The organism is Nocardia amikacinitolerans NBRC 108937, assembly GCF_001612615.1.
GTDB lineage: Bacteria > Actinomycetota > Actinomycetes > Mycobacteriales > Mycobacteriaceae > Nocardia > Nocardia amikacinitolerans.
Map to the genome: position 1 here is coordinate 88,571 of NZ_BDAU01000003.1, position 21,958 is coordinate 110,528.

At 68.2% G+C, this 21,958-nt stretch carries 19 protein-coding genes; 16 read left to right on the forward strand and 3 right to left on the reverse strand.

Annotated elements, in window-relative coordinates; genetic code table 11:
- Positions 1-180: 180 nt before the first annotated feature.
- The 7 genes from NAM01S_RS03830 (at position 181) to NAM01S_RS03860 (ending at position 6,934) form a co-directional block, all read left to right on the forward strand.
- Positions 181-939 carry an ABC transporter ATP-binding protein gene (locus NAM01S_RS03830; protein ID WP_067779306.1) on the forward strand — a complete coding sequence of 253 codons (759 nt, stop codon included), beginning with the start codon at positions 181-183 and terminating at the stop codon, positions 937-939.
- Positions 936-1,661, forward strand: a complete 726-nt coding sequence (locus tag NAM01S_RS03835) for an ABC transporter ATP-binding protein (RefSeq protein WP_067779309.1) — start codon at positions 936-938, stop codon at positions 1,659-1,661. Before NAM01S_RS03830 ends, NAM01S_RS03835 begins: the two co-directional genes overlap by 4 nt.
- A 2-nt stretch (positions 1,662-1,663) precedes the next feature.
- Positions 1,664-2,545 carry a branched-chain amino acid ABC transporter permease gene (locus NAM01S_RS03840; RefSeq protein ID WP_067779314.1) on the forward strand — a complete coding sequence of 294 codons (882 nt, stop codon included), beginning with the start codon at positions 1,664-1,666 and terminating at the stop codon, positions 2,543-2,545.
- The gene (locus tag NAM01S_RS03845) at positions 2,542-3,603 is read left to right on the forward strand and encodes a branched-chain amino acid ABC transporter permease (protein WP_067779316.1); all 1,062 of its coding nucleotides are present in this window, start codon (positions 2,542-2,544) and stop codon (positions 3,601-3,603) included. The genes NAM01S_RS03840 and NAM01S_RS03845 overlap by 4 nt, the downstream gene beginning before the upstream one ends.
- Positions 3,593-4,843 carry an ABC transporter substrate-binding protein gene (locus tag NAM01S_RS03850; protein ID WP_067779318.1) on the forward strand — a complete coding sequence of 417 codons (1,251 nt, stop codon included), beginning with the start codon at positions 3,593-3,595 and terminating at the stop codon, positions 4,841-4,843. The genes NAM01S_RS03845 and NAM01S_RS03850 overlap by 11 nt, the downstream gene beginning before the upstream one ends.
- A 77-nt stretch (positions 4,844-4,920) precedes the next feature.
- Positions 4,921-5,679 carry a DUF8020 domain-containing protein gene (locus NAM01S_RS03855; RefSeq protein WP_067779320.1) on the forward strand — a complete coding sequence of 253 codons (759 nt, stop codon included), beginning with the start codon at positions 4,921-4,923 and terminating at the stop codon, positions 5,677-5,679.
- 97 nt (positions 5,680-5,776) lie between these two features.
- A complete protein-coding gene (locus tag NAM01S_RS03860; RefSeq protein WP_067779327.1) occupies positions 5,777-6,934 on the forward strand; it encodes an acyl-CoA dehydrogenase family protein in 1,158 nt (385 codons plus the stop codon).
- Between the two features lie 6 nt (positions 6,935-6,940).
- Here the strand turns inward: NAM01S_RS03860 and NAM01S_RS03865 are convergent, their stop codons facing one another.
- Positions 6,941-7,855 carry a LysR substrate-binding domain-containing protein gene (locus tag NAM01S_RS03865; protein WP_067779330.1) on the reverse strand — a complete coding sequence of 305 codons (915 nt, stop codon included), beginning with the start codon at positions 7,853-7,855 and terminating at the stop codon, positions 6,941-6,943.
- Positions 7,856-7,961: 106 nt separating this feature from the next.
- Between NAM01S_RS03865 and NAM01S_RS03870 the strand changes: the two genes are divergently transcribed.
- The 8 genes from NAM01S_RS03870 (at position 7,962) to NAM01S_RS03905 (ending at position 16,743) form a co-directional block, all read left to right on the forward strand.
- Positions 7,962-8,894 (forward strand): CoA transferase subunit A, encoded by a 933-nt coding sequence (locus tag NAM01S_RS03870; protein WP_067779332.1) that lies wholly within the window; start codon positions 7,962-7,964, stop codon positions 8,892-8,894.
- Positions 8,894-9,679 carry a CoA-transferase subunit beta gene (locus tag NAM01S_RS03875; RefSeq protein WP_067779334.1) on the forward strand — a complete coding sequence of 262 codons (786 nt, stop codon included), beginning with the start codon at positions 8,894-8,896 and terminating at the stop codon, positions 9,677-9,679. The genes NAM01S_RS03870 and NAM01S_RS03875 overlap by 1 nt, the downstream gene beginning before the upstream one ends.
- Before the next feature lie 43 nt (positions 9,680-9,722).
- The gene (locus tag NAM01S_RS03880) at positions 9,723-10,508 is read left to right on the forward strand and encodes an enoyl-CoA hydratase-related protein (protein WP_067779337.1); all 786 of its coding nucleotides are present in this window, start codon (positions 9,723-9,725) and stop codon (positions 10,506-10,508) included.
- Positions 10,508-12,049, forward strand: a complete 1,542-nt coding sequence (locus tag NAM01S_RS03885) for a 3-hydroxyacyl-CoA dehydrogenase (RefSeq protein ID WP_067779340.1) — start codon at positions 10,508-10,510, stop codon at positions 12,047-12,049. Before NAM01S_RS03880 ends, NAM01S_RS03885 begins: the two co-directional genes overlap by 1 nt.
- The gene (locus NAM01S_RS03890; RefSeq protein ID WP_067779343.1) at positions 12,033-13,187 is read left to right on the forward strand and encodes an acyl-CoA dehydrogenase family protein; all 1,155 of its coding nucleotides are present in this window, start codon (positions 12,033-12,035) and stop codon (positions 13,185-13,187) included. The genes NAM01S_RS03885 and NAM01S_RS03890 overlap by 17 nt, the downstream gene beginning before the upstream one ends.
- Positions 13,188-13,209: 22 nt before the next feature.
- Positions 13,210-14,421, forward strand: a complete 1,212-nt coding sequence (locus tag NAM01S_RS03895; RefSeq protein ID WP_067779345.1) for an acetyl-CoA C-acetyltransferase — start codon at positions 13,210-13,212, stop codon at positions 14,419-14,421.
- A gap of 194 nt (positions 14,422-14,615) precedes the next feature.
- Positions 14,616-16,184: an MFS transporter gene (locus NAM01S_RS03900; RefSeq protein ID WP_067779353.1), complete on the forward strand. Its 1,569-nt coding sequence runs from the start codon at positions 14,616-14,618 to the stop codon at positions 16,182-16,184.
- A complete protein-coding gene (locus NAM01S_RS03905; protein WP_067779355.1) occupies positions 16,174-16,743 on the forward strand; it encodes a TetR/AcrR family transcriptional regulator in 570 nt (189 codons plus the stop codon). Before NAM01S_RS03900 ends, NAM01S_RS03905 begins: the two co-directional genes overlap by 11 nt.
- 105 nt (positions 16,744-16,848) lie before the next feature.
- On the opposite strand, the gene NAM01S_RS03910 is transcribed toward NAM01S_RS03905, so the two are convergent.
- Together NAM01S_RS03910 and NAM01S_RS03920 are read right to left on the reverse strand one after the other, a co-directional pair.
- Entirely contained in the window at positions 16,849-17,196 is a 348-nt protein-coding gene (locus NAM01S_RS03910; protein ID WP_067779359.1) for an NAD(P) transhydrogenase subunit alpha part 2, read from the reverse strand.
- 743 nt (positions 17,197-17,939) lie between these two features.
- Complete coding sequence (locus tag NAM01S_RS03920) at positions 17,940-19,778, reverse strand: GMC oxidoreductase (protein WP_253798169.1); 1,839 nt, start codon at positions 19,776-19,778, stop codon at positions 17,940-17,942.
- A gap of 74 nt (positions 19,779-19,852) precedes the next feature.
- On the opposite strand from NAM01S_RS03920, the gene NAM01S_RS03925 reads away from it, so the two are divergent.
- Positions 19,853-21,940: a serine/threonine-protein kinase gene (locus NAM01S_RS03925; RefSeq protein WP_067779366.1), complete on the forward strand. Its 2,088-nt coding sequence runs from the start codon at positions 19,853-19,855 to the stop codon at positions 21,938-21,940.
- The last annotated feature ends 18 nt before the right edge of the window (positions 21,941-21,958 follow it).

The window sequence follows — 21,958 nt, forward strand, 5'->3', positions numbered from 1 at the left end:
GAAGGAAGCACCCCGCCCTGTCCGCGACGGACAAACCGCGCCGCCGAGATTGGGCCTCCGCGTCCGATGTGCGCCCTGACCAGCGTCTTTACGCTGACCACGATCCACAGGCCAGCCCGCGATGGTTGCGCCGACCCGCACGGAATTTCACCCACGTCTCGGACGCGGGCCGGAGGACGAATGCTCGAGATATCCCACCTGACGGTTCGCTTCGGCGGCATCACCGCCCTGCACGACGTCGGCTTCGGCGTCGCGCCTGGCGAGATGGTCGGCCTGATCGGCCCGAACGGGGCGGGCAAGACCACCCTGTTCAACTGCCTCACCAGGCGCTACCAGCCGACCGAAGGCACGATGCGCTACCAGGGCGAGGACCTGCTGACGGTCCGTCCCGACGCGCTGGCCGGGCTCGGCATCGCCCGCACCTTCCAGAATCTGGGGTTGTTCCCCCGCATGTCCGTCCGGGACAACGTGCTCGTCGGCGCCCACCACCGGGCCTCCGCCGGTTTCCTCTCCGCGAGTCTGCGCCTGCCGCGGGTGCGCGGGGAGGAGCGGCGGCTGCGCGCCGAGGTCGACGCGCTGCTGGAGCGGCTCGATCTTGCCGATGTCGCCGACCATCCGGCCGCGGGCCTGCCGTTCGGCACGCTCAAGCGGATCGAGCTGGCCCGCGCGCTGGCCGTCGGGCCGCGCCTGCTGCTGCTGGACGAGCCGGTCAACGGACTCAGCCACGGCGAGGTCGACGTGTTCGCCGAGCGCCTGCGCGCCCTGCGCGCCGAGTTCGACCTGACGGTGATCGTCGTCGAACACCACATGGGATTCGTCATGGGCACCTGCGACCGGGTGGTGTGCCTGGAGTTCGGCCGCGTCATCGCCGAGGGCGAACCCGAAGCGGTGCAACGTGATCCGGCGGTCATCCGGGCCTACCTGGGGACGGCGGCATGACCGACGAAGCGTTTCTCACCGTTACCGACCTGCGCGCGGGCTACGGCGCGGCCAAGGTGCTGCACGGGCTGAGCTTCTCGGTGGCTCGCGGCGAGGTCTGCGCGGTCCTCGGGCCCAACGGCGCGGGCAAGACGACCTTGCTGCGTGCGCTGTGCGGCATGATCAAGGTGCGCGGCACGGTCCGGCTCGACGACGCCGAAATCACCGGCCGCACACCGGAAGCCATCGCGCGTCTCGGCGTCGCGCATGTCCCCGAGGGCCGCGGCACCTTCCTGCCGCTGACCGTCGAGGAGAACCTGCGCCTCGGCGCCTATCAGCACCGCGATCGCGCCCGCACCGAGGCCGACCTGCGCCGAGTCTTCGACTTCTTCCCCATCCTGCGCGACAAGCTGCGCGAGACGGCGGGCGGCCTCTCCGGCGGTCAGCAGCAGATGCTGGCCATCGGCAGGGCGCTCATGTCCCGGCCCCGGCTGTTGCTGCTGGACGAGCCGTCGCTCGGCCTCTCGCCCCTGGTCACCCAGGAGCTGTTTCAGATCGTGCACACCATCAACGAAGAGGAGCGCACCACCGTGATCGTCGTGGAGCAGAACGCGCATCTCGCGCTCGGGACCGCCCACCGGGCGCACGTCCTGGAGACCGGACGAATCGTGTTGTCCGGCACCGCGGCTCAGATCAAGGCCGACGAGCAGGTCGCCGAGTCCTATCTCGGATACCGGGTGTGATCATGGCCGGATTTCTGCAACAGATCATCGAAGGCCTCACGGCCGGATCGATTTACGCCGGTCTCGCGCTGGCGCTCGTGCTCATCTACCGATTCACCGGCATCGTCAATTTCGCCCAGGGCGAGCTGGCCATGTTCTCGGCCTTCCTGGCCTGGCAGTGCGTGCAGAGCGGTCTTCCGTTCTGGGCCGCGTTGCTCGCCACCCTCGCGGTGTCCTTCGTCGGCGGCATGCTGATCGAACGGGTGATCATCCGACCCGTCGAGGGCGCACCGGAACTGACGCTGGTGATCGTCACCGTCGGCCTGTTCTTCTTCGTCAACGCCGCGGCGGGCTGGATCTGGTCCTACCAGGTGAAGACTTTCCCGAACCCGTTCCCGGAGGGGGCTTTCCGAGCCGGTGGCGTCACCGCAGGCTACAGCAGTCTCGGTGTGCTCGGCGTGGTCGCCGCGGTCATGGGCTTGCTGTACCTGCTGTTCCGCTACACCAAGATCGGACTGGCGATGCGGGCTGTGGCCTGCAACCCGCAGTCGGCGCGCTTGGTCGGCATCCGCGTCGGCACCGTGCTCGCACTCGGCTGGGGTCTTGCCGCACTGGTCGGCGCGGTCTCCGGCGTGCTGTCGGCGCCGCTGCTGTTCCTCGAGCCGAACATGATGGGCGGCGTCCTGATCTACGCGTTCGCGGCGGCGACGCTCGGCGGCTTCGACAGCCCGGGCGGCGCGGTGGCGGGCGGGCTGATCGTCGGGGTCGCCGAAACCCTCACCGGCGCTTACCTGGACGTCATCGGCACCGAACTCAAGATCGGCGTGCCACAGGTGATCATTCTCGGCGTCCTGCTGCTGCGGCCGCAGGGTCTGTTCGGTCGCGCGGTGGTGGAACGGGTATGAGCGACATGGGAACTCGAAACACCACCCTCGCGGCGGACACCTCCACTGCGCCGACCGAAACCCCGGGCGCCGAAACGCGGCGGCTGCGGATGCCGAACTGGTCGTGGCTCGGGATCGGCGCGCTACTGCTGATCGCCTGTCTCGCACCGTTCCAGCTGGTGCCGTTCCGCACCTTCCAGCTTGCGCTGGCGATGATCTACGCGGTCGCGCTGCTGGGGCTGAATTTGCTGGTCGGCCACACCGGTCAGATCTCGCTGGGGCACGGCGCGTTCTTCGCGGTCGGCTCCTACACCAGCGCGGTGTTGATGGACCGTTGGGACACACCGTATTTCGCGACACTTCCGGTCGCAGCGGCGGTGGCCTTCGCGCTCGGTTTCGCCCTCGGCATTCCTGCTCTGCGGCTGCGCGGTCTGTATCTGGCACTGGTCACCTTGGCCATCGCGATCTTCCTGGTGCCGCTGCTCAAGCGGTTCGAGTCGGTCACCGGCGGATCCATGGGGCTGACGCTGACCAAGCCAGCGCCGCCGGTGTGGACCGGGTTGGCCGAGGACCAGTGGCTGTACTTCCTTGCGCTGCTCGTCACCGTCGTGAGCTTCCTCCTGGTCGCCGGGCTGCTGCGCTCGCGGGTCGGCCGGGCGCTGCACGCGATCCGCGACAACGAGATCGCCGCCGAGGTGATGGGCGTGCGCCTGGCCTTCTACAAGACCCTCGCCTTCGCCTGCGGCGCCATGCTCGCCGGTGCGGCGGGCTGCGTCTACACCTGGGTGATCGGCTTCGTCTCGCCGGACTCCTTCGCCGTCGGATTGTCGATCACGCTGCTGGCCGGATTGGTCGTCGGCGGGCTCGGCGGTCACTGGGGACCGCTGCTCGGCGGGCTGTTCGTGATGTACGTCCCGAGCTTCGCCCAGGACCTCAACCAGGCGGCCCCCGGAGTGATCTTCGGCCTGCTGATCATCGCGGTCATGTACCTCGCGCCCAACGGATTGGCCGGACTCCTCGGCCGCACGGCGCGCTGGCTCGAACGTCTAGTTCGGAAAGGGAAGAACAATGCGCACTAAGGCAATCCGCGCCGTCGGCGTCGCGGCCGCCGTCCTGCTCGCGGTCTCCGGCTGCGGCGGCCGCGGCGACGCGGGCAGTACCGTCGGGCAGGGTGAATGCCGTGGTCAGCAGACCACCGGCATCTCCGACAGCAGCATCAAGCTGGGCGGTGTCTACCCGCTGTCGGGCCCCGCCTCCGCGTACGGCGAGCTGCCCAAGGGCGTTCGCGCCTACTTCGACTACCTCAACGCCGAGCACGGCGGAATCGGTGGCCGCACCGTCGAATACCTGGTCCGCGACGACGGCTACCAGCCGCCCAAGACCGTCGAGGAGACCCGCCGCTTGGTGGAGCAGGATCAGGTGTTCGCCGTCTTCCAGACGCTGGGCACCCCCACCTCCTCCGCGGTGTGGGATTACCTCAACCAGCGCAAGGTGCCCCAGGTGTTCGTCGCGGGCGGCGCGACGAAATGGGGTGCGGACGAAGGACATCCGTGGACCATCGGCTGGCAGCCCAGCTACCGCGCCGAGGGCCGCGCCTTCGCGCAGTACGTGCGCCAGCACAAAGCCGACGCGACCGTGGCGGTGCTCTACCAGAACGACGACTTCGGCAAGGATCTGCTGGCCAGCTTCACCGAGGCCGTCGCGGGCAGCGGCGTCCGGGTGGTCGCCGAGCAGAGCTACGAGGTCACCGACCCGACCGTGGAACCGCAGGTGCGCAACCTGGCTAACACGAAAGCCGATGTGCTGCTGAACTTCTCCACGCCGAAGTTCGCCTCCCAGGCGCTGGCGGCCGAGCGCCGCAACACCGACTGGAACCCGCTGCACGTCCTGACCCAGGTGGCCAACACCATCAGCACGCTGAAGCCGGTCGGGCTGGAGAACGCCCAGGGCGTGGTGTCGGCGGCGTTCACCAAGGACCCGTCCGACCCGCAGTGGTCGGCCGACCCCGCCATGCGGCTCTACCAGGAGAAGCTGGCGAAGTACGCGCCTGGCGCCGACCCGACCAACCAGTACACCGTGGTCGGCTGGGCGGCCGCTGAGAGCTTCCACAAGACGATGGAAGCCGCGAAATGCCCCACCCGCGAAGGACTTCGCGACGCCATGCGCTCGCTCGACGATGTCGGCATCGACCTGCTGCTGCCCGGCATCACGCTGAAGACCGGCGAGGGCGACGCGTTCCCGATGGAGTCCCTGCGCATCCAGCGGTTCGAGGGTGACCACTGGGTGCTGACCGGCGACGTCATCGACACCGGCAAATAACCACTCCCCCACCACGTGCCGCGGCGCACTCCGGCGTCGTCGGCAAGCACGAAGAAAACCGATCGATGAGGATCAAAATGAAACTGCGAAACAGCGTCGTGACCGCAGCTCTGGCGGCCGTTGCCGTCGGTGTCGGTGGCGCGGGCATCACCAACGCCCAGCCCGCGCCGGAACAGCGTGAGGTGCACTACGAGGTGACCCGCCAGGGCGATTCCGCCGTGGTGAAGGTCGGCGACGGCAAGTTGCGCGTCGTCGCGGACCAGCTGGTGGTCACCGCCGCGGACGACACGCCGGTCGCGGCAGTGCCGCTCACCTACCGCATGGACGCCATGGCCTATCCCATCGCGGCCCGCATCGAGGGCGACAGCGCGATTCTGACGCCCTCCCGCGAGGGCGGAACACCGGTGACGGCGGTGGCGGCACACGAGGTCATCAGTACGGAGCAGGCCGCCAAGCAGGTGGCCGAATCCTTCACTCCGCGTGACCAATCCGCGCTCGGCGTGTTCGCCCAGCGGATGACCATCAGCGCCGCGGTGAGCGCCGTCGTCGGCGCGGTGCTCGGCGGCGGCGTCGGCTGTCTGCTCGGCGGTGCGGCGGGCGCCACGGTCGCCAGCCCGGTGATCGCGCTGCTGCTCCCCTGGGTCGGCGCGACCATCGCCGGGTGCGTGCTCGGCGCGGCGACGCTGGGCGCGGTGGGCGCCATGGTCGGGCTGATCACGGTGGGCGGTCCGGTCGCGCTGTTCTCGGCGTTCCAGTACTTCTCCACCATCCTGACCCCCTGCCCGCCGGAACTGCCCTACTGCAAGGACCCCTCGGTTCCGGCTCCCCCTAAGTAACACCCCGAGAAGAGATCACGCAGGCCTGTCTGGCGCACACCGCCGGGCAGGCCTGCGCGGCGGTGCATGGCGCCGCCCGACGAGGAAGGAAATCAGCGTGCGCAGAACAGTTTTCGAGGCCGACCACGAGGCGTTCCGGGAGACCGTCCGGTCGTTCATCGAATCCGAGGTCGTCCCGGAGTACGACAAGTGGTACGCCGACGGCATCGTGCCCCGCGACTTCTATCGCAAGCTCGGCGAGCTCGGCGTGTTCGGCATCGAGGTTCCCACCGAGTACGGCGGCGCCGGGATCGAATCGTTCTCCTTCCAGGCCGTGCTCACCGAGGAGATCGCGCGCGCCGCGGTGTCCTTCGGCGGCTCCAGTGTCCATGTGTCGCTGTGCCTTCCGTACCTCAAGGCGCTGGCCACCGAGGAGCAGAAGCAGCGCTGGCTGCCCGGCTTCGTCAGCGGCGACATCATGTTCGCCATCGCCATGACCGAACCCGGCACCGGCTCGGACCTCGCGGGCATCCGCACCACAGCGACCCTGTCCGAGGACGGCACGCATTACGTGCTCAACGGCGCCAAGACCTTCATCACCGGCGGCGTGCACGCGGACCGGGTCATCGTGTGCGCGCGCACCGCGCCCTCGACGGCGGAAGACCGCCGCTACGGCCTGTCCCTGCTCGTGGTGGACACGAGCTCTCCCGGCTACTCCGTCGGCCGCAAGCTGGACAAGCTGGGCCTGAAGGTTTCCGACACCGCCGAACTCACCTTCACCGACGTCCGGGTTCCGGTCGAGGATCTGCTCGGCGAGGAACACCGGGGGTTCTCCTACCTCGGCCAGAACCTGCCGCAGGAGCGGCTCAGCATCGCCGTCGGCGCCTACGCCCAGGCCAAGGCGGCCGTGCGGTTCGCGCACCAATACACCAGGGACCGTTTGGTTTTCGCCAAGCCGGTGGCCAGCTTCCAGAACACGAAATTCGAGCTGGCGGCCTGCCGTGCCGAAGTGGACGCGGCCGAAGCCGTGGTGGATCGCGCACTCGCCGCGCACGACCGCGGTGAGCTGACCGCCGCCGACGCCGCCTCGGCCAAGCTGTTCTGCACCGAGACCGCCTCCCGCGTGATCGACCGCTGCCTCCAGCTGCACGGCGGCTACGGCTACATCACCGAATATCCGATCGCCCGCCTGTACGCCGACAACCGCGTCAACCGGATCTACGGCGGAACCAGCGAGGTGATGCGCATGATCATCGCCAAAGATATGGGGCTGTAAGGGATCTCAGCGCCCGCGCGGCGTCGGCTCGGGCGGTGTCGGCAATACCTCCTCGGCCACCTCGAGCACGGCGGCCAGCGCGCGGGAGGTGTTGTCGGCCCGCCAGGCCAGTGCGGACGCGAGCGCGGGGACGTCGCCGCGAAGTTCCTTGTAGACCATGCCGGTGCGGTGGATGTGCTGCACCGAGGAGAGCGTCAGCGTCACACCCACGCCCGCGGCGACCAAATCGAGGATGGTGTAGGAGTCCGGCGCCTCCTGCACGATGCGCGGCGTGAACCCGGCGTCGAGCGCCGTGCGCACCAGATGGTCGCGCACGCTCGAGCCCTGCGTGCCGGGGAAGGTGACGAAGGCGTCGTCGGCCAGGTCCGCGACATCGATGTCGGGGGCGTCGGCGAGCGGGTGCTCGGCGGGCAGCGCGGCGACCAGCCGTTCGTACTGGATGACCCGCACCGCGACGCCCTCGCGCCGCACCGGCAGCCGGACGAAGCCGAGATCCAGCTCGCGCGCGGCGACCAGGTTGAGCGCGGCGCCCGCGTAGGTCTGTCCGCGCAGACGCACTTCGATACCGGGATGCGCGGCCCGCACCGCCCTGGTCAGCGTCGGCAGCACCTCGTGACTGCTCGCGCCCGCGAAGCCGATCGAGACCCTGCCGACCTCGCCGCGCCCGGACGCGACCGCCGCGCGCCTGGCCACCTCGACGGCGTCGAGAACCGTGCGCGCGTGCGGCAACAGCACCTCGCCCGCGGCGGTCAGCCGCACCGAGCGGGTATTGCGCTCGAACAGCGCGACCCCGAGCTCCTTCTCCAACGCCCGGATCTGCTGGCTCAGCGGCGGCTGGGCCATGTGCAGGCGCTCGGCCGCGCGGCCGAAGTGCAACTCCTCGGCGACGGCGACGAACCCGGCGAGATGGCGAAACTCCACGACGACCCCATTAGGTAAGAATCCATATCACTGCATTGCGAATTGAGTATTGGACTATATCGGTCGAACAAGGCACCGTGAGGATCGATCCGAAGGAAGGAGCCCGATGTCCCCGTCCAAGCAGCTCACGATGCGCGAGGCGATCGCCGCGTTCGTCGAGGACGGTGCGACCGTGGCCTTGGAGGGATTCACCCATTTGATCCCGGTCGCCGCTGGTCACGAGCTGATCCGACAGCGAAGGCGCGAGTTGACGCTGGTCAGGATGACGCCCGATATCGTCTTCGACCAACTGGTCGCGGCGGGCGTGGCGCGCAAGATGATCTTCTCGTTCACCGGCAACAGCTCGGTCGGCTCGCTGTACGCCATCCGCAGGGCCGTCGAGCGCCGTGATCCGCGCGTCCTGGAGATCGAGGAGTACAGCCACTACGGCCTGCTCGCCCGCTACCTCGCCGGGGCCGCGAATCTGCCCTTCTATCCGGTGCGTTCGTACGCGGGCGGCGATCTGCCGGCGCACAATCCGCGCATCGCCAAGGTGACCTCGCCGTATCCCGCCTCGGACGGCGGCGTCGAGGAGATCTACGTGGTTCCGCCGATCCGGCCCGACGTCGCGATCCTGCACGCGCAGCGGGCGGACCGCGCGGGCAATGTGCAGGCGTGGGGCATTCTCGGCCCGCTCCAAGAAATCGCTTTCGCCTCGGCGCGCACCATTGTGGTGGTCGAGGAGATCGTCGAGGACGAGGTGATCCGCGCCGACCCGAACCGCACCGTGATTCCCGGCTTCGCGGTCGACGCGGTCGTCGAGTGCCCGCGCGGCGCGCACCCCTCCTACGTGCAGGGCTACTACGACCGCGACAACGACTTCTACCGGTCCTGGCCCGAGATCAGCAGGGATTCCGCCGCGCTGGATCGCTGGTTGCGCGAATGGGTCCACGACCTGCCCGATCACGCCGCCTACCTGGAGAAACTCGGCCCCGGCTACTTCGACCGCCTCATCCCGGAGCCCGCCATGTCCCAGCCCGTCGACTATGGATGTGCCTGATGACCAGCACAGCGCCCATGGAGCTCGCCCCCACCACCAGCGAGCTGCTGACCGTCCTCAGCGCCCGCCATCTGCGCGGCAAACGCCGGGTCTTCGCCGGAATCGGCCTGCCGACCCTGGCCGTGGCGCTGGCGCGCGCGACCACCTCACCCGACCTCGAGCAGGTGTACGAGTCAGGCGTCTGCGGGGCGCATCCCCCGCGCCTGCCCCAGACCATCGGCGACGCCCCGCTGGCCACCGGGTCCGAGGCGATCCTCGGGATGCACGCCCTGTTCGGGTACGTCCTCCAGGGCGGCTACATCGACGTCGGCTTCCTCGGCGCGGCTCAGATCGACCGCTGGGGCAGCCTCAACAGCACCGTGATCGGCGACTACGCGGCACCGGCCGCCCGGTTGCCCGGCGCGGGTGGAGCCAGCGAGGTGATGGCGAACTCGGACGAGGTTTTCGTGGTCCTGCGCCGGCACGACCCGCGTTCGTTCGTCGACCGGCTCGATTTCACCACCAGCCCGGCGCCGTCGGTGGCGCGCCGAGCCGAGCCGCGGGTGCGCACCCGTGGGCGCGGCGTGACGACCGTGATCACTCCGCTCGGTGCGCTCACGGCGGATGCCGACGGCGAATTGGTTTTGGCCGCAACGCATCCCGGTGTCTCCGTCGAGCAAGTGCTGGCCGCCACCGGCTGGCCGCTTCGGGTGGCGGGCACCGTCACCGTCACCGAACCCCCGACCGCGGCAGAGCTCGACCTGCTGCGCACCACCATCGATCCGACCAGGGTGTATCTCCGATGAGCGAACGAATCATGGACCAGCACATGCCGAGCGAGGTCTCGGCATGAGCGAGAATTCCGTCCTCCGCACCGACCTGTCCGACGAGCACGCGGGTATCCGGGTACTGCGCGTCTCCCGGCCGCAGGCCCGCAACGCGCTGAATCTGCCGACCAAAACACTGCTCGCCCAGGAGCTTTCGGCGGCCGATGCCGATCCCGCCGTCCGCGCCATCGTCCTGACCGGGGACGCGGGCGTTTTCGTCGCGGGCACGGATCTGAAGGAGATGAGCACCTACCGTCCGACCGATCTGCTCGCCCAGGAGACCGGCAAGGTGTTCTCGGTGCTCGACGAGCTCGGCACACCCGTGCTCGCCGCCGTCGAGGGCTACGCGTTCGGCGGCGGGTGCGAACTCGCGATGGCGTGCGATCTCGTGGTCGCGGGCGCCTCGGCGCGGTTCGGGCAGCAGGAGATTCGGGTCGGGCTCATTCCTGGCGCGGGCGGACTGAGCCGCCTCGTGCAGCGGGCCGGCCGGGCCCGCGCCCTGCGCATGGTGTTGACCGGCGAACCGATCGACGCCACCACCGCTCAGCAGATCGGGATCGTCGCCGACATCGTGCCCGACGGCACCGCTCTGGACGCGGCCGTCGAGCTCGCGGCGACCATTCTGCGTCAGCCGCCGTTGAACGTCCGCGCGATTCGCGGCATCGCGCGGCACGCCGAGAACGCTCCGCTGAACACCGCGATCGCTTTGGAGCGCACCACTTTTCAGATGTTGTTCGACACCGACGATCACGCGGAGGGCATCGCGGCCTTCCTCGCCAAGCGGTCCCCGACCTACGAAGGACACTGATGGAACCGATCGAACGCATCCGCATCGTCGGCGCGGGCGCGATGGGGCGCGGCATCGCCCAGGTCGCCGCGACCGCCGGATACCAGGTCGAGCTGACCGACGCCGACGCCGCCGCGGTGCCCGCCGCGCTCGAGTTCGTCGCGACGACGATCCAGCGGTCCGTCGACAAGGGCAAGCGCAGCGCCGACGAGGCCGCGGCCATCCTCGCGCGGCTCACCGAGGGCGCGGCGCCGACCGCCCCCTCCCCCGACATCGATCTCGTGATCGAGGCCGTGGTCGAGAAGCTCCCGGTCAAGCAGGCGATCTTCGCCGACCTGGAGACCGCGACGCCGAACGCCGTGCTCGCCTCCAACACCAGTTCGCTGTCCATCACCACGATCGCTTCCGCGCTGCGCGAGCCCGCCCGGCTGATCGGGCTGCACTTCTTCAACCCGGTGCCGCTGATGTCGCTGGTGGAGGTCGTGCCGGGAATGCGGACTCCCTCCGAATTGACCTCTGCTGCAACCGCTTTCGTAGAACGCCTCGGCCACACTCCGATCCTGGCGCGGGACACCCCCGGGTTCTTGGTCAATCACATCGGGCGCGCCCTGCCCAGTGAGGCGCTGGCCATCCTGTCCGAACAGATCGCCGCGCCCGCCGATATCGACCGGATCGTCCGCGACACCCTCGGCTTGCGAATGGGCCCGTTCGAGCTGATGGACCTGACCGGGTTGGACGTCAGCCATCCCGTGATGGAGACCGTCTCCGCGGGGTTCTACGGTGATCCTCGGCTGCGCCCCTCCCCGATCGCGGCCACCCGCGTCGCCGCCGGTCTGCTCGGACGAAAGACAGGCGAAGGGTTCTATCGCTACGAGGATGGCGCACCGCTGATCCCGGCCGAGCCGGACCTCGAGCCGGATGCCGGGGCCACCGCGGTCCACGTGCACGACCACCCCGATTTCGCGGAAAGATTGCGTGCGGCCGGTGCGACCGTGCTCGAAGCGCCGAGCGCCAAGGCGATTTCGCTCGTCCTTCCGGTCGGCGAACCGACCTACCGGCTCGCCGCACGCTACGGCCTCGACCCCGTCCGCACGCTCGGCATCGATCCGCTCGGACTCGATCGCGGCCGTCTCACCGTCGTCGTGCCCGCCGCCGCCGACCCGCTCGCCACCGCGCCCGTGCTGCGCGTGCTGGCCGCCGCGGGCTACCAGCCGACGCCGACCGCGGACGGCACCGCCCCTGTCGCGCAACGAATCCTGGCCGCGATCGTGAACCTGTCGAGCGCCCTCGCCGAGCACGGAATCGGCACACCCGAGGACATCGATCGCGGTGCGCGCCTCGGCCTCGGCTATCCGCTCGGACCGCTGGAACTCGGCGAATCCGTCGGCGCCGAGCGCGTCACCGCGATACTCGACGGCCTCTACGCCTACACCCGCGATCCCCGCTACCGGGTCAGCACCTGGCTGCGCACCCGCGCCGAGCAGCGTATCCCCCTGCACGCCAGAGGCACCCGCCCCGAAGACCTGCGCACGAACCGAGGAACCGATGTTCGTTCTCGATGACACCCACCGCGAGATCCGCACGCTGGCCGCCGATTTCGTCGACACCGAGATCGTCCCGAATGCGCGCGACTGGGACCGCGCCGAGACCGTCGACCTGGCCATCGTCGAACGACTCGGCGAACTCGGCTTCCTCGGGCTCGGCATCGCCGAGGAATTCGGCGGCACCGAGGTCGACATGCTCTCCTACATCCTGGTCTGCGAGGAGCTCGGCCGCGGCGACTCCGCGGTGCGCGGCATCGTCTCGGTCTCGCTCGGCCTCGTCACCAAATCGATTGCGGCGCATGGCACCGACGAGCAGAAACGCCAGTGGCTTCCCGAACTCACCGCGGGCCGCGCACTCGGCTGCTTCGCGCTCACCGAACCCGACAGCGGCTCCGACGCGGCCTCGCTACGCACCAAGGCGGTGCGCGACGGCGACGACTGGGTGATCTCCGGCGAGAAGATGTTCATCACCAACGGCACCTGGGCCAAGGTCGCCCTGGTGTTCGCCCGCACCTCGGCCGAGGGCGGCAAAGGCATCACCGCCTTCCTCGTGCCCACGGACACACCGGGTTTCACCGCGACGACCATCCACGGCAAGCTCGGGTTGCGCGGACAGGCGACGGCCGCGCTGTCGCTGGACCACGTCCGGGTGCCCGACTCGGCGCGCCTCGGCGCCGTCGGCAAGGGCCTCGGCATCGCCCTCGGCGCCTTGGCCAAAGGACGCATCTCCGTGGCCGCGGGCAGCGTCGGCGTCGCGCAAGCGGCACTCGACGCCGCGGTGCGCTACTCGACCGAACGCACCCAGTTCGGCAAGCCCATCGCCACCAAACAACTGGTCCAGGAGCTGCTCGCCGACTCCGCGTTGGACGTCGAATCCGCCCGCCTGCTGACCTGGAAGGCCGCCGCCCTCGTCGACGCCGGAGCTTCCCGCGACGAGGTGCAGCTCGCCTCCTCCATGGCCAAACTCGCGGCCAGCGAAACCGCCGTGCGGGTGAGCAACAACTGCCTACAGGTCTTCGGCGGCTACGGCTTCATCGACGAATACCCCATGGGCAAATACCTGCGCGACGCCCGAGTCCTCACCCTCTACGAGGGCACCAGCCAGCTCCAGAAACTCATCATCGGCCGCGCCCTCACCGGCATCGACGCGATGTAACCGCTCTTTCCGAAGGACAACAATGCCCGACGCAGTCATCTGCGAACCGTTGCGCACCCCCGTCGGCCGATTCGGTGGTGTGCTCAAAGACATTCCGCCCCAACAACTCGCCGCCACCGTCATCACGGAAATCGTACGCCGCACCGGCATCGACGGCTCCTCCATCGACGACGTCATCCTCGGCCAAGCCTCCCCCAACGGCGAAGCCCCCGCCATCGGCCGAATCGCCGCCCTCGACGCGGGCCTCGGCATCGACGTCCCCGGCCTCCAGGTCGACCGGCGCTGCGGCTCCGGCCTCCAGGCGGTCATCCAAGCCTGCCTCCAAGTCGCCACCGGCAGCAGCGATCTCGTGCTCGCTGGCGGCGTGGAATCGATGAGCCAAACCGAGTTCTACGCGACCGGAATGCGCTGGGGTGTCAAAGGAGACGGCGTCGCACTGGCCGACCGGCTCGCCAGGGCGCGAGTCACCGCGGGCGGACGCGACTTTCCCGTACCGGGCGGCATGATCGAAACCGCGGAGAACTTGCGCGCCGAGTACGCGATCAGCCGAGCGGACCAAGACGCACTAGCCGCGCTCTCGCACGAACGCGCCGTAGCCGCGCAGCGAGCGGGGCGATTCGCCGAGGAAATCATCGGAGTCGCTGTCCCACAACGCCGCTCAACTCCCGTACTCGTCGACACCGACGAGCACCCGCGCGCCGACACCACCGTGGAAGCGCTCTCCGCACTGCGGCCGATTCGCTCCTCGATCGACCCCGAATCCACGGTCACCGCAGGCAATTCCAGTGGCCAAAACGATGGCGCCGCCCTCTGCGTTGTCACCACACCCGAGCACGCCCGCAAACTCGGCCTCAACCCACTCGCCCGCCTCGTCTCCTGGTCAGCCGCAGGCGTCGCCCCCCGCACCATGGGCATCGGCCCCGTCCCGGCAACCGAACGCGCCCTCACCCGCGCGGGCCTCACCCTCGCCGACATGGACGTCATCGAACTCAACGAGGCCTTCGCCGCCCAAGCCCTCGCCGTCCTCCACCACTGGAACCTCGCCCCCGACGACCCGCGGTTGAACCCCAACGGCTCCGGCATCTCCCTCGGCCACCCCGTCGGCGCCACCGGAGCCCGCATCCTCGCCACCCTCCTCCGCGAAATGGACCGCCGCGAGGCGAGATACGGGCTGGAGACGATGTGCATCGGCGGCGGCCAAGGCCTCGCCGCGGTCTTCGAACACCTGCCCTGATCCCGGCCTACGCCGTCACCGGTCGACCCACTTCGACGCGCAGAGTCGATCTCCGCGCCGACGTAGGCGATCGGCCGGGCCGCCCTCTCCCTATGCGGGGGCACGTTCTCGTGTCACCAACGGGGACTCACTCGCGTTCCAATGTTGAACGATGGTACAAATAGTACGTACGTTCAACTAGACTCGAGGATGCGATGAACACAGAACCGTCGTCACGGGCCAGCGGGCGGCAGTGGGCAGGCCTCGCGGTGCTGGCGTTGCCGACCGCGCTGTTGGGACTCGATGTAACGGCGCTGTACCTCGTCGTCCCGAATCTGACCGCGGACCTGCGTCCCACCGCGACGGAGACGCTGTGGATCATGGACGCCTACGGATTTCTCATCGCGGGTTTCCTGATCACGATGGGATCGCTGGGCGACCGGATCGGGCGCCGTCGCCTGCTGATGATCGGCATGGCCGCATTCGGCGCGGCCTCGGTCCTCGCGGCGTTCGCCCCCAGCGCCCTCTGGCTGATCGCGGCGCGGGCACTGCTCGGCGTGGCCGGAGCGACGCTGATGCCATCAACCCTGTCGCTGATCAGCAACATGTTCACCGACGCCCGCCGGCGTGCGTTGGCGATCGGTGTGTGGGCAACGGTGTTCGCGCTCGGTATGGCCGCGGGGCCGGTCGTCGGCGGCATCCTGGTTGCCCACTTCTGGTGGGGCGCGGCCTTTTTGATCGCGGTACCCGTCAGCGTGGCGGTGCTGGTCGCGGCGCCTGCGCTGCTGCCCGAGTATCGGAGCGACGCCCCACGGCTCGACCTGCGGAGCGTCGCGCTGTCGCTGGCGGCGATGCTTCCGATCATCTACGCGATCAAGCACGTCGCCGCACACGGCATCGATGCCCAGGCCATGGCCGCCGTCCTGCTCAGTGGTGGCTCGACGGCCGCCTTCATCCGCCGCCAACTGCGTCTGCGGGAGCCGCTGCTGGACATCAGACTCTTCAGCAGCCGGGCCTTCTCAGTCGCCTTGGCCGTCTTGCTGATCGGCCTGGTCGGCTTCGGCGGGGTGATGTACCTGGTGACGCAGTACTTGCAGCTCGTCGAGGGCCTTTCGCCGCTGGCGGCCGGGCTGTGGATGGGGCCGCCCGCCCTGGCCATGCTGATCGGCGGGATCGGCGCCCCGGTGATCGCCGGTCGTCTCTCGCCGGGCATCGTCATGGGCGGCACGTTGGCCGTGTCGCTGATCGGATATGTCTTGCTCGGCTTCGCCGGGACCGACAGCACGCCGAGCGTGGTCGTCGGCTTCGCATTCCTCTATCTCGGCCTGGGTGTCATCGCCGCACTCGGGACCGACATCGTCGTGAGCACAGCACCGCCGCGGAGATCCGGATCCGCCGCGGCGCTGTCGGAGACCGTGCAGGAGCTGGGCATCGCGGCCGGGGTGGCGCTGCTGGGCAGCCTCACCACGGCGATCTACCGGACCACGGTCGCGGCCCCACCCGGGCTGTCCCGATCCGTGGCCGAGGCCTACGGTGACAGCCTCTCCGGCGCGGTGTCCGTGACGGACCACCTGCCGCCACCGACTCTCCAGCAGGCGCAGGCCGCGTTCACCAGCGGACTCAACGCCGCGGCGATCGCCGCGGGTATCGCCATCGCCTGCACATCGCTCGCTTGCTTCAGGACACTGCGCCACATCCGGCCGATCGGCGCCGTCGACCTGGAGGCGGAGGCGATAGCCTCGACTCGCGACGGCGGCGATCGGCGAGAGGACCATGGTGGTTGAACAGGACACTGTCGATGGCCGCAAACTGCGCGGCGAACGCCGTCGAGCCCAGATCATCGAGGCGACACTCGCGATCGTGCACCGCGACGGCGCCGCCGGCGTGACCCACCGAACCGTCGCCAAAGAGGCAGGCATCACCACCAGCCTGACCCTCTACTACTTCGCCACCCTGGACGACCTGCTGGTGGCGGCCCTGACCAGCGTCACGGACGCCTACACGCAGCGCATTCGCCAACTCGTCGACACCGAGGACGATCCGCTGGACGGGCTCGCCAGGCTCATCGCCGAGTCCGGCGGCCCCGGCCGTGAGCGGGCACTCGCCGAACGCGAACTCGCGACCCTGGCGGCTCGCCGACCCGCTCTGCGCCCTGCGGCGCGAAGCTGGCGCGACAGTGTCGCGGAACTCGCCCGGACGCAGACCAACGATCCTGCCGCCATCGAACCCTTCGTCGCCTTGTGCGACGGACTGTGTACAGCCATCCTTCTCGACGGCCACGAAGCCGACCCGGACCACATCCGCGCAGTCCTCAGTGGCGCGCTACCGCGCCCCGGCTCATAGCCCGGACGGGTCGACGATCTCCAGACCCGCGACAGTCGGAGTTCGGTGCAGGGGAATCCGTTGGGGCGTCCCGCCTGCGAATTCGCGTCGTACCGCTCGAGTCCGTCAATCGGCCGCGCGATCGGCGGGTAGTGCCGTCTTCTCGTGTTCCAATCCGCGCATGGACGGCGCGATCCATGTCATTCGCTGCGCGTAGACCGCGTGCTTGTAGCCTTTCCGGATGTCTTCGAGGGAAGTCGCGGGGTCGTCTGCGTCCAATAGCAGACTGTCCAGGTCGTAAAACGCGTTCCGGTTCGCCTGCCATTTCGTTTCGAAGCCCCCGACGATATTGAGCGTGGACAGCAAGGCGGCGACAGTCGCGCAGATCGCCGCGAGGTCGGCCTGCGGTGGGTCCGGGATCTGGATCGCCAGTGCGGCAGCAGCACTCAGGACGGCCGCCCCGATGAGACTCACATGGTGCGCCACCGACCAGCCGACTGACCCACGCCGAAACTTCTTCCGCGCCAGACGGACTCGCGCCAGCAGGTGATCCCGGGGCGACCCGGACGCGGATCCACCAGGGCTGCTTTGCGTCATGGCACCATCTTCTCGCGAAACAGTGTGCGGGAGAAGGCGAGCACAGCCAATACGCGGCGAGGTGCGCTGGAGGTTTGGTTCAGCTGCCGCTGCCGCTGCCACCACTGGATCCCCCGAGACCACCGCGCTCCGTGGTAGTTGTCTGGGGTTTGATCGCCGTCGTCGGTTGCGGCGCCGTCGTCCGCGGCGCCGACTGGGTGGTCCGCGGCGCGGTGGTGGTGACCGATGCCGGGGGTTTGGGCGCCTTCTTCGGTTGGGTAGACCCGCACCCCGTGGCGAGAAGCGATGCGGCCACCGCTGCCGGCAGCGCATACGCCACGCGCCGCGACATGCGACGTCCGTTGGCACCGAGATTTCCAGATGACTTGCCGCGCACAGACTTCCCCCCTTGTTGCAGATCGAGCGGACCGAGCTTAACAGCAGGCAATTCGAGAGCGAGGCGTGTGTGAACATCGCTGGCCGAGTTTGCCGGCCGATGAGGACCGGATGCATTGCAGCGCAACACATCCGGCCTGGAGTCCACATCAAGATCTACCGTCTCGGCCGTTTCGGAGTCCCCCGACGAAGATGCGGCAGGACTATCGGCCGCAGGTCGATGAATCCGCGGCCGCATGTCGCGGTTACAAATCGCTGGCGACGATGCTTTCGATATTCCGTTCCGCCAGAGCGGTAATGGTCACGAACGGATTGACGCTGGTATTGCCCGGAATCAGCGACCCGTCGATGACATAGAGCCCGGTGTAGCCGGGCAACCGACCGTAGTTGTCGGTCGCCTCGTTGAGCACGCAACCGCCCAGCGGGTGATAGGTGAAGTCGTCGCCCCAGGTCTTGTAGACGCCGAAGAGGTCGGTGCGGTAGATCGTCCCCTCCTTCGCGTTGATCTTGTCGAAGATGCGCTTGGCGGCGTCGATGGCGTACTGGTTCTGCGAGGTCTGCCAGTTCAGATCGACCTTGCCGGTGCCCGAATTGAACGTGAACTGAGCCCGATTCGGGTTCTTGGTGATAGCCAGGTAAAGGCTTACATAGGTCTCCAGCCCAGCCGGGAAGGGCGCGACCTCGGCGAAGGCCGGACCGCCCGCATCGGCCCAATTGTCGATACCCAGGCACGGCATGCTGGATTGCAGTACGCCGGTGCCGTCCCACATGTGATTGGCGCGGCCCACCATCACATTGCCGTTGTTGCCCCACTTCTTGCCGACCGCGTCGGGCAGGTCAGGCAGTTTGCCTTGCGCTTTCATGGCCACCAGCAGCTTCGACGTGCCGATACTGCCCGCCGCGAAGAACACCTTCTGTGCCACAACGGCTTTGGTCGCCACCGTGGCGCCGCTGGTGTTGATCTCTTTCATCTCCACCCGATAGCCGCCCTCCGTGGGCGATACGGCGGTGACGGTGTGCATGGGCGTGATGCGCACCTTGCCGGTCCCGGTGGCCGCGGCCAGATACGTCTTGTCCAGCGATCGCTTGCCGTGATTGTTGCCGTAGATCACCTCACCGGCCAGCGCCGATCGGGTGACCTGCTGGGCCTGTTCCTTCTTCATGTATTCGAAGTCGTAGACGTTCGGCACGAAGGTCCACCCGAAACCGGAGCGTTCCGCGTGCTTGCGCCCCACACGGGCGAATTGGTAACACTCCGCGCTTTCGAACCAGGTCCGGTCGATATTGTTCACGCCCAGACCGGTATTGGCGCGCGGGTAGTAGGTGTTGTACATCTCGTCGGCGTTCACCGAGGGCAGGATGGCCGCGAAGTTCTCCCGCTTGGGCGTCACCGCCATACCGCCGTTGACCAACGAGCCACCGCCGACGCCACGGCCCTGATAAATGCGGATCCCGCTGAATTGCTCGGAATCCAGGACGCCCGTGTACCTTTCGATGTCCTTGTTGTAGCTGCTGCCCGCGAAGTAGCCGACCGGCTGATCGGTGCGATCACGCAGCCAGTAGGACCGCCCATCGGGTTTCAGCACGGGACAGAAGATCTTCCCGTCGGAGCCGGGCGTCGTCCACGACATGCCCATCTCCACCACGGTCACCTCCACCCCCGCCTGCGCGAGCCGCAGTGCGGCGACCGATCCCCCGTATCCGCTGCCGATGACGAGCGCGGGAACCTTCTCCCCATCCGCGAGCGGCGCCGCGGTTGCCTGCGCCATCGATTTCCCCATCAGCGCGGCGCCAACGGTGAAACCCGTTGCAGCTAGAAACCCACGCCTGGTCACCCCCCGCCCGGACCGACTACCAACAGGAATTTCATGGGTACGAACAGGCAATGCAGGCTCCTCATCGAGTCTTGGATTGGAACCTGTTATAGCGACGCGAAACCGACTGCGCGGAACATTCCGGCCAAGCCGGAAAACTTTCGATCTTGGACCGACGGGAGAAGTGTGAACAGAATGTTCACCGCCATCGAGGCCATCGACGCCAAGGTTCCCGACCGTCGGGCAACACGTGGACCTGGGGTGATCCATCGCACCCCAAGGTGGGCATTCCCGCACCCAAGGTGTCGTGTCGGCGTGACATTACTTAGGCAGAGGATTGAGCCATGCATCCCGCCCTCGAGGAAGAGCTTCCCAAGCGCCTCGCCGAGTATTGCGAGCAGTTCGCCGAACTGCGGGACGGCCCTCCCCCCGCGGACCTTGTCTACGAGGAATACCACGCCCTGCGCCGCAGCTCGCACCCTGTCGAGGGCGCGGAGTCGAAGGGGCCCGGGGCCACAAAGCCCGCGCCAACGGAGATCGCCACATCTACGGCCCAGCCGGACGCCAGCGACTATCGCAGCACGATGATTGCTCGCCCGAGCGTCCAGGTCGCCCTCGAGTCCATCAACCCGGGCGACCAAGTCGGCGACTTCGACCTGCTGACGATGATCGGGCAGGGCGCATTCGCCCGCGTGTATCTCGCGCGGCAGCGATCGATGCAGCGGCTGGTCGCGGTCAAGATCTCGCACAACCACGGCACCGAGCCGCAGACCCTGGCCCAGCTGGACCACGAGTACATCGTCCGGATCTTCGACCAGCGACTCATCGCCGACGGCGAGCTGAAGCTGCTCTACATGCAGTACCTGCCGGGAGGCACGCTGCTCGACGTGCTGCAGCAGCTTCGATCGACCCCGGTGGCAGCCCGAAGTGGGCAGGTGCTGCTCGATGCCATCGACCGAGTTCTCGAGGCCAAGGGCGAGGTTCGTCCCACCGATTCGGCGGTGCGGGCCCGGATCGCGGCACTGACGTGGCCGGAAACGGTCGCCTGGCTGGGTCGTCGGCTTGCCGACGCGCTCGGGCACGCCGCCGAACGCGGGGTGCTGCATCGCGACATCAAACCGGCAAACGTGCTGCTGAGCGCCGAGGGCATACCCAAACTGGCCGACTTCAACGTCAGCTTCAGCCGACACATCCGGAGCACCAGCCCCCTGGCGTACTTCGGCGGATCGCTGGCGTACATGTCGCCCGAACAGCTCGAAGCGTGCCATCCGGAGCTGCCGAGGACGGCTGGCGACCTCGACACCCGAAGCGACATCTTCGCGCTGGCCGTGATGCTGTGGGCGCTGCTCACCGGCCGCATCCCGTTCGCGGACGAGGAGTTCGCCGGCATGTCGGAGACGTCGCTGGCCCGCATGCTCGAACTGCGACGCCGGCCCATCGATCCGCAGTACCTGTCGGAGCTTCCACCCGATTGTCCCGAAGCGCTGCGCCAAGTGCTGCTGGCGTGCCTATCGCCGGACCGCGAGCACCGCTACGCCAGTGGTTCGGAACTGGCCCGGCAGCTGGATCTGTGCCTCGACTCCCGCGCCCGTGACCTGGTCTATCCGCCCGAGAAGAGTTGGCGGGCACGTCTTTCGCGCCACTCGATCCCGATTCATTGGCTCGCCGCGGTGCTCGGCGTCGGGCTGGCGGCGGTCTACCTGTACGGGCACAACCTGCAGTTCGGCAGCGAGGGTGTGTCCGAGGCCACCAGAGCGCAGCTCATACTGCTCATGAACGTCTTCTATCTGATCGCCTGGCCTATGTCCATTGTGACCTGGTCCTACCTGTCGCGGCATCTGATCGCGGTGCCCCGCGGCCTGCGCAAGGGCAGACGCTACGACGAGGCGATGCTGGCCCGGGTCCGGTCGCGCACCCTGCGCTGGGGCGACCTCGACTCGATGCACACTCTCGTGTATTGCACGATCGGCGCGGGGGTGTGGGTGGCAATGCTCGCCACGATCACCTCCGCTCCCACGCGGCTGCTGGTCCATTCGGCGGCGCTGGTGCTGGTGTGCGGCGCGATCTCGGTCGCCTACTCGTTCTTCCTGCAGACGTTCTACACCGTCCGCTGCGTGTACCCGACCTACTTGCGCTATGGCCACACGACGGCTCGCGATGCCGCCCACCTGCGCGCACTACGCCGAAGAAGCACCGTCTACCTCGGCATTGCCGCATCAGTGCCCTTGGTCGGCGTGCTTACCGGATTCAGCGGCCTCGAGCCCGACGAGGTTGTGCGCATCCTGGATTCGGTGCTGTGGTTGTGCGCGATCACCGGGCTCGCATTCGTGGCCGCATATTGGCTGTTCCGAAAGCTGGAGGCAGACCTGCGAGCCCTCGAGCAGGTCGTCGAGAAGCGATCGAGTTCGATGTCGCATGAGTTCCCCGAGTGAGTCTCCGTCCCCGGTTGC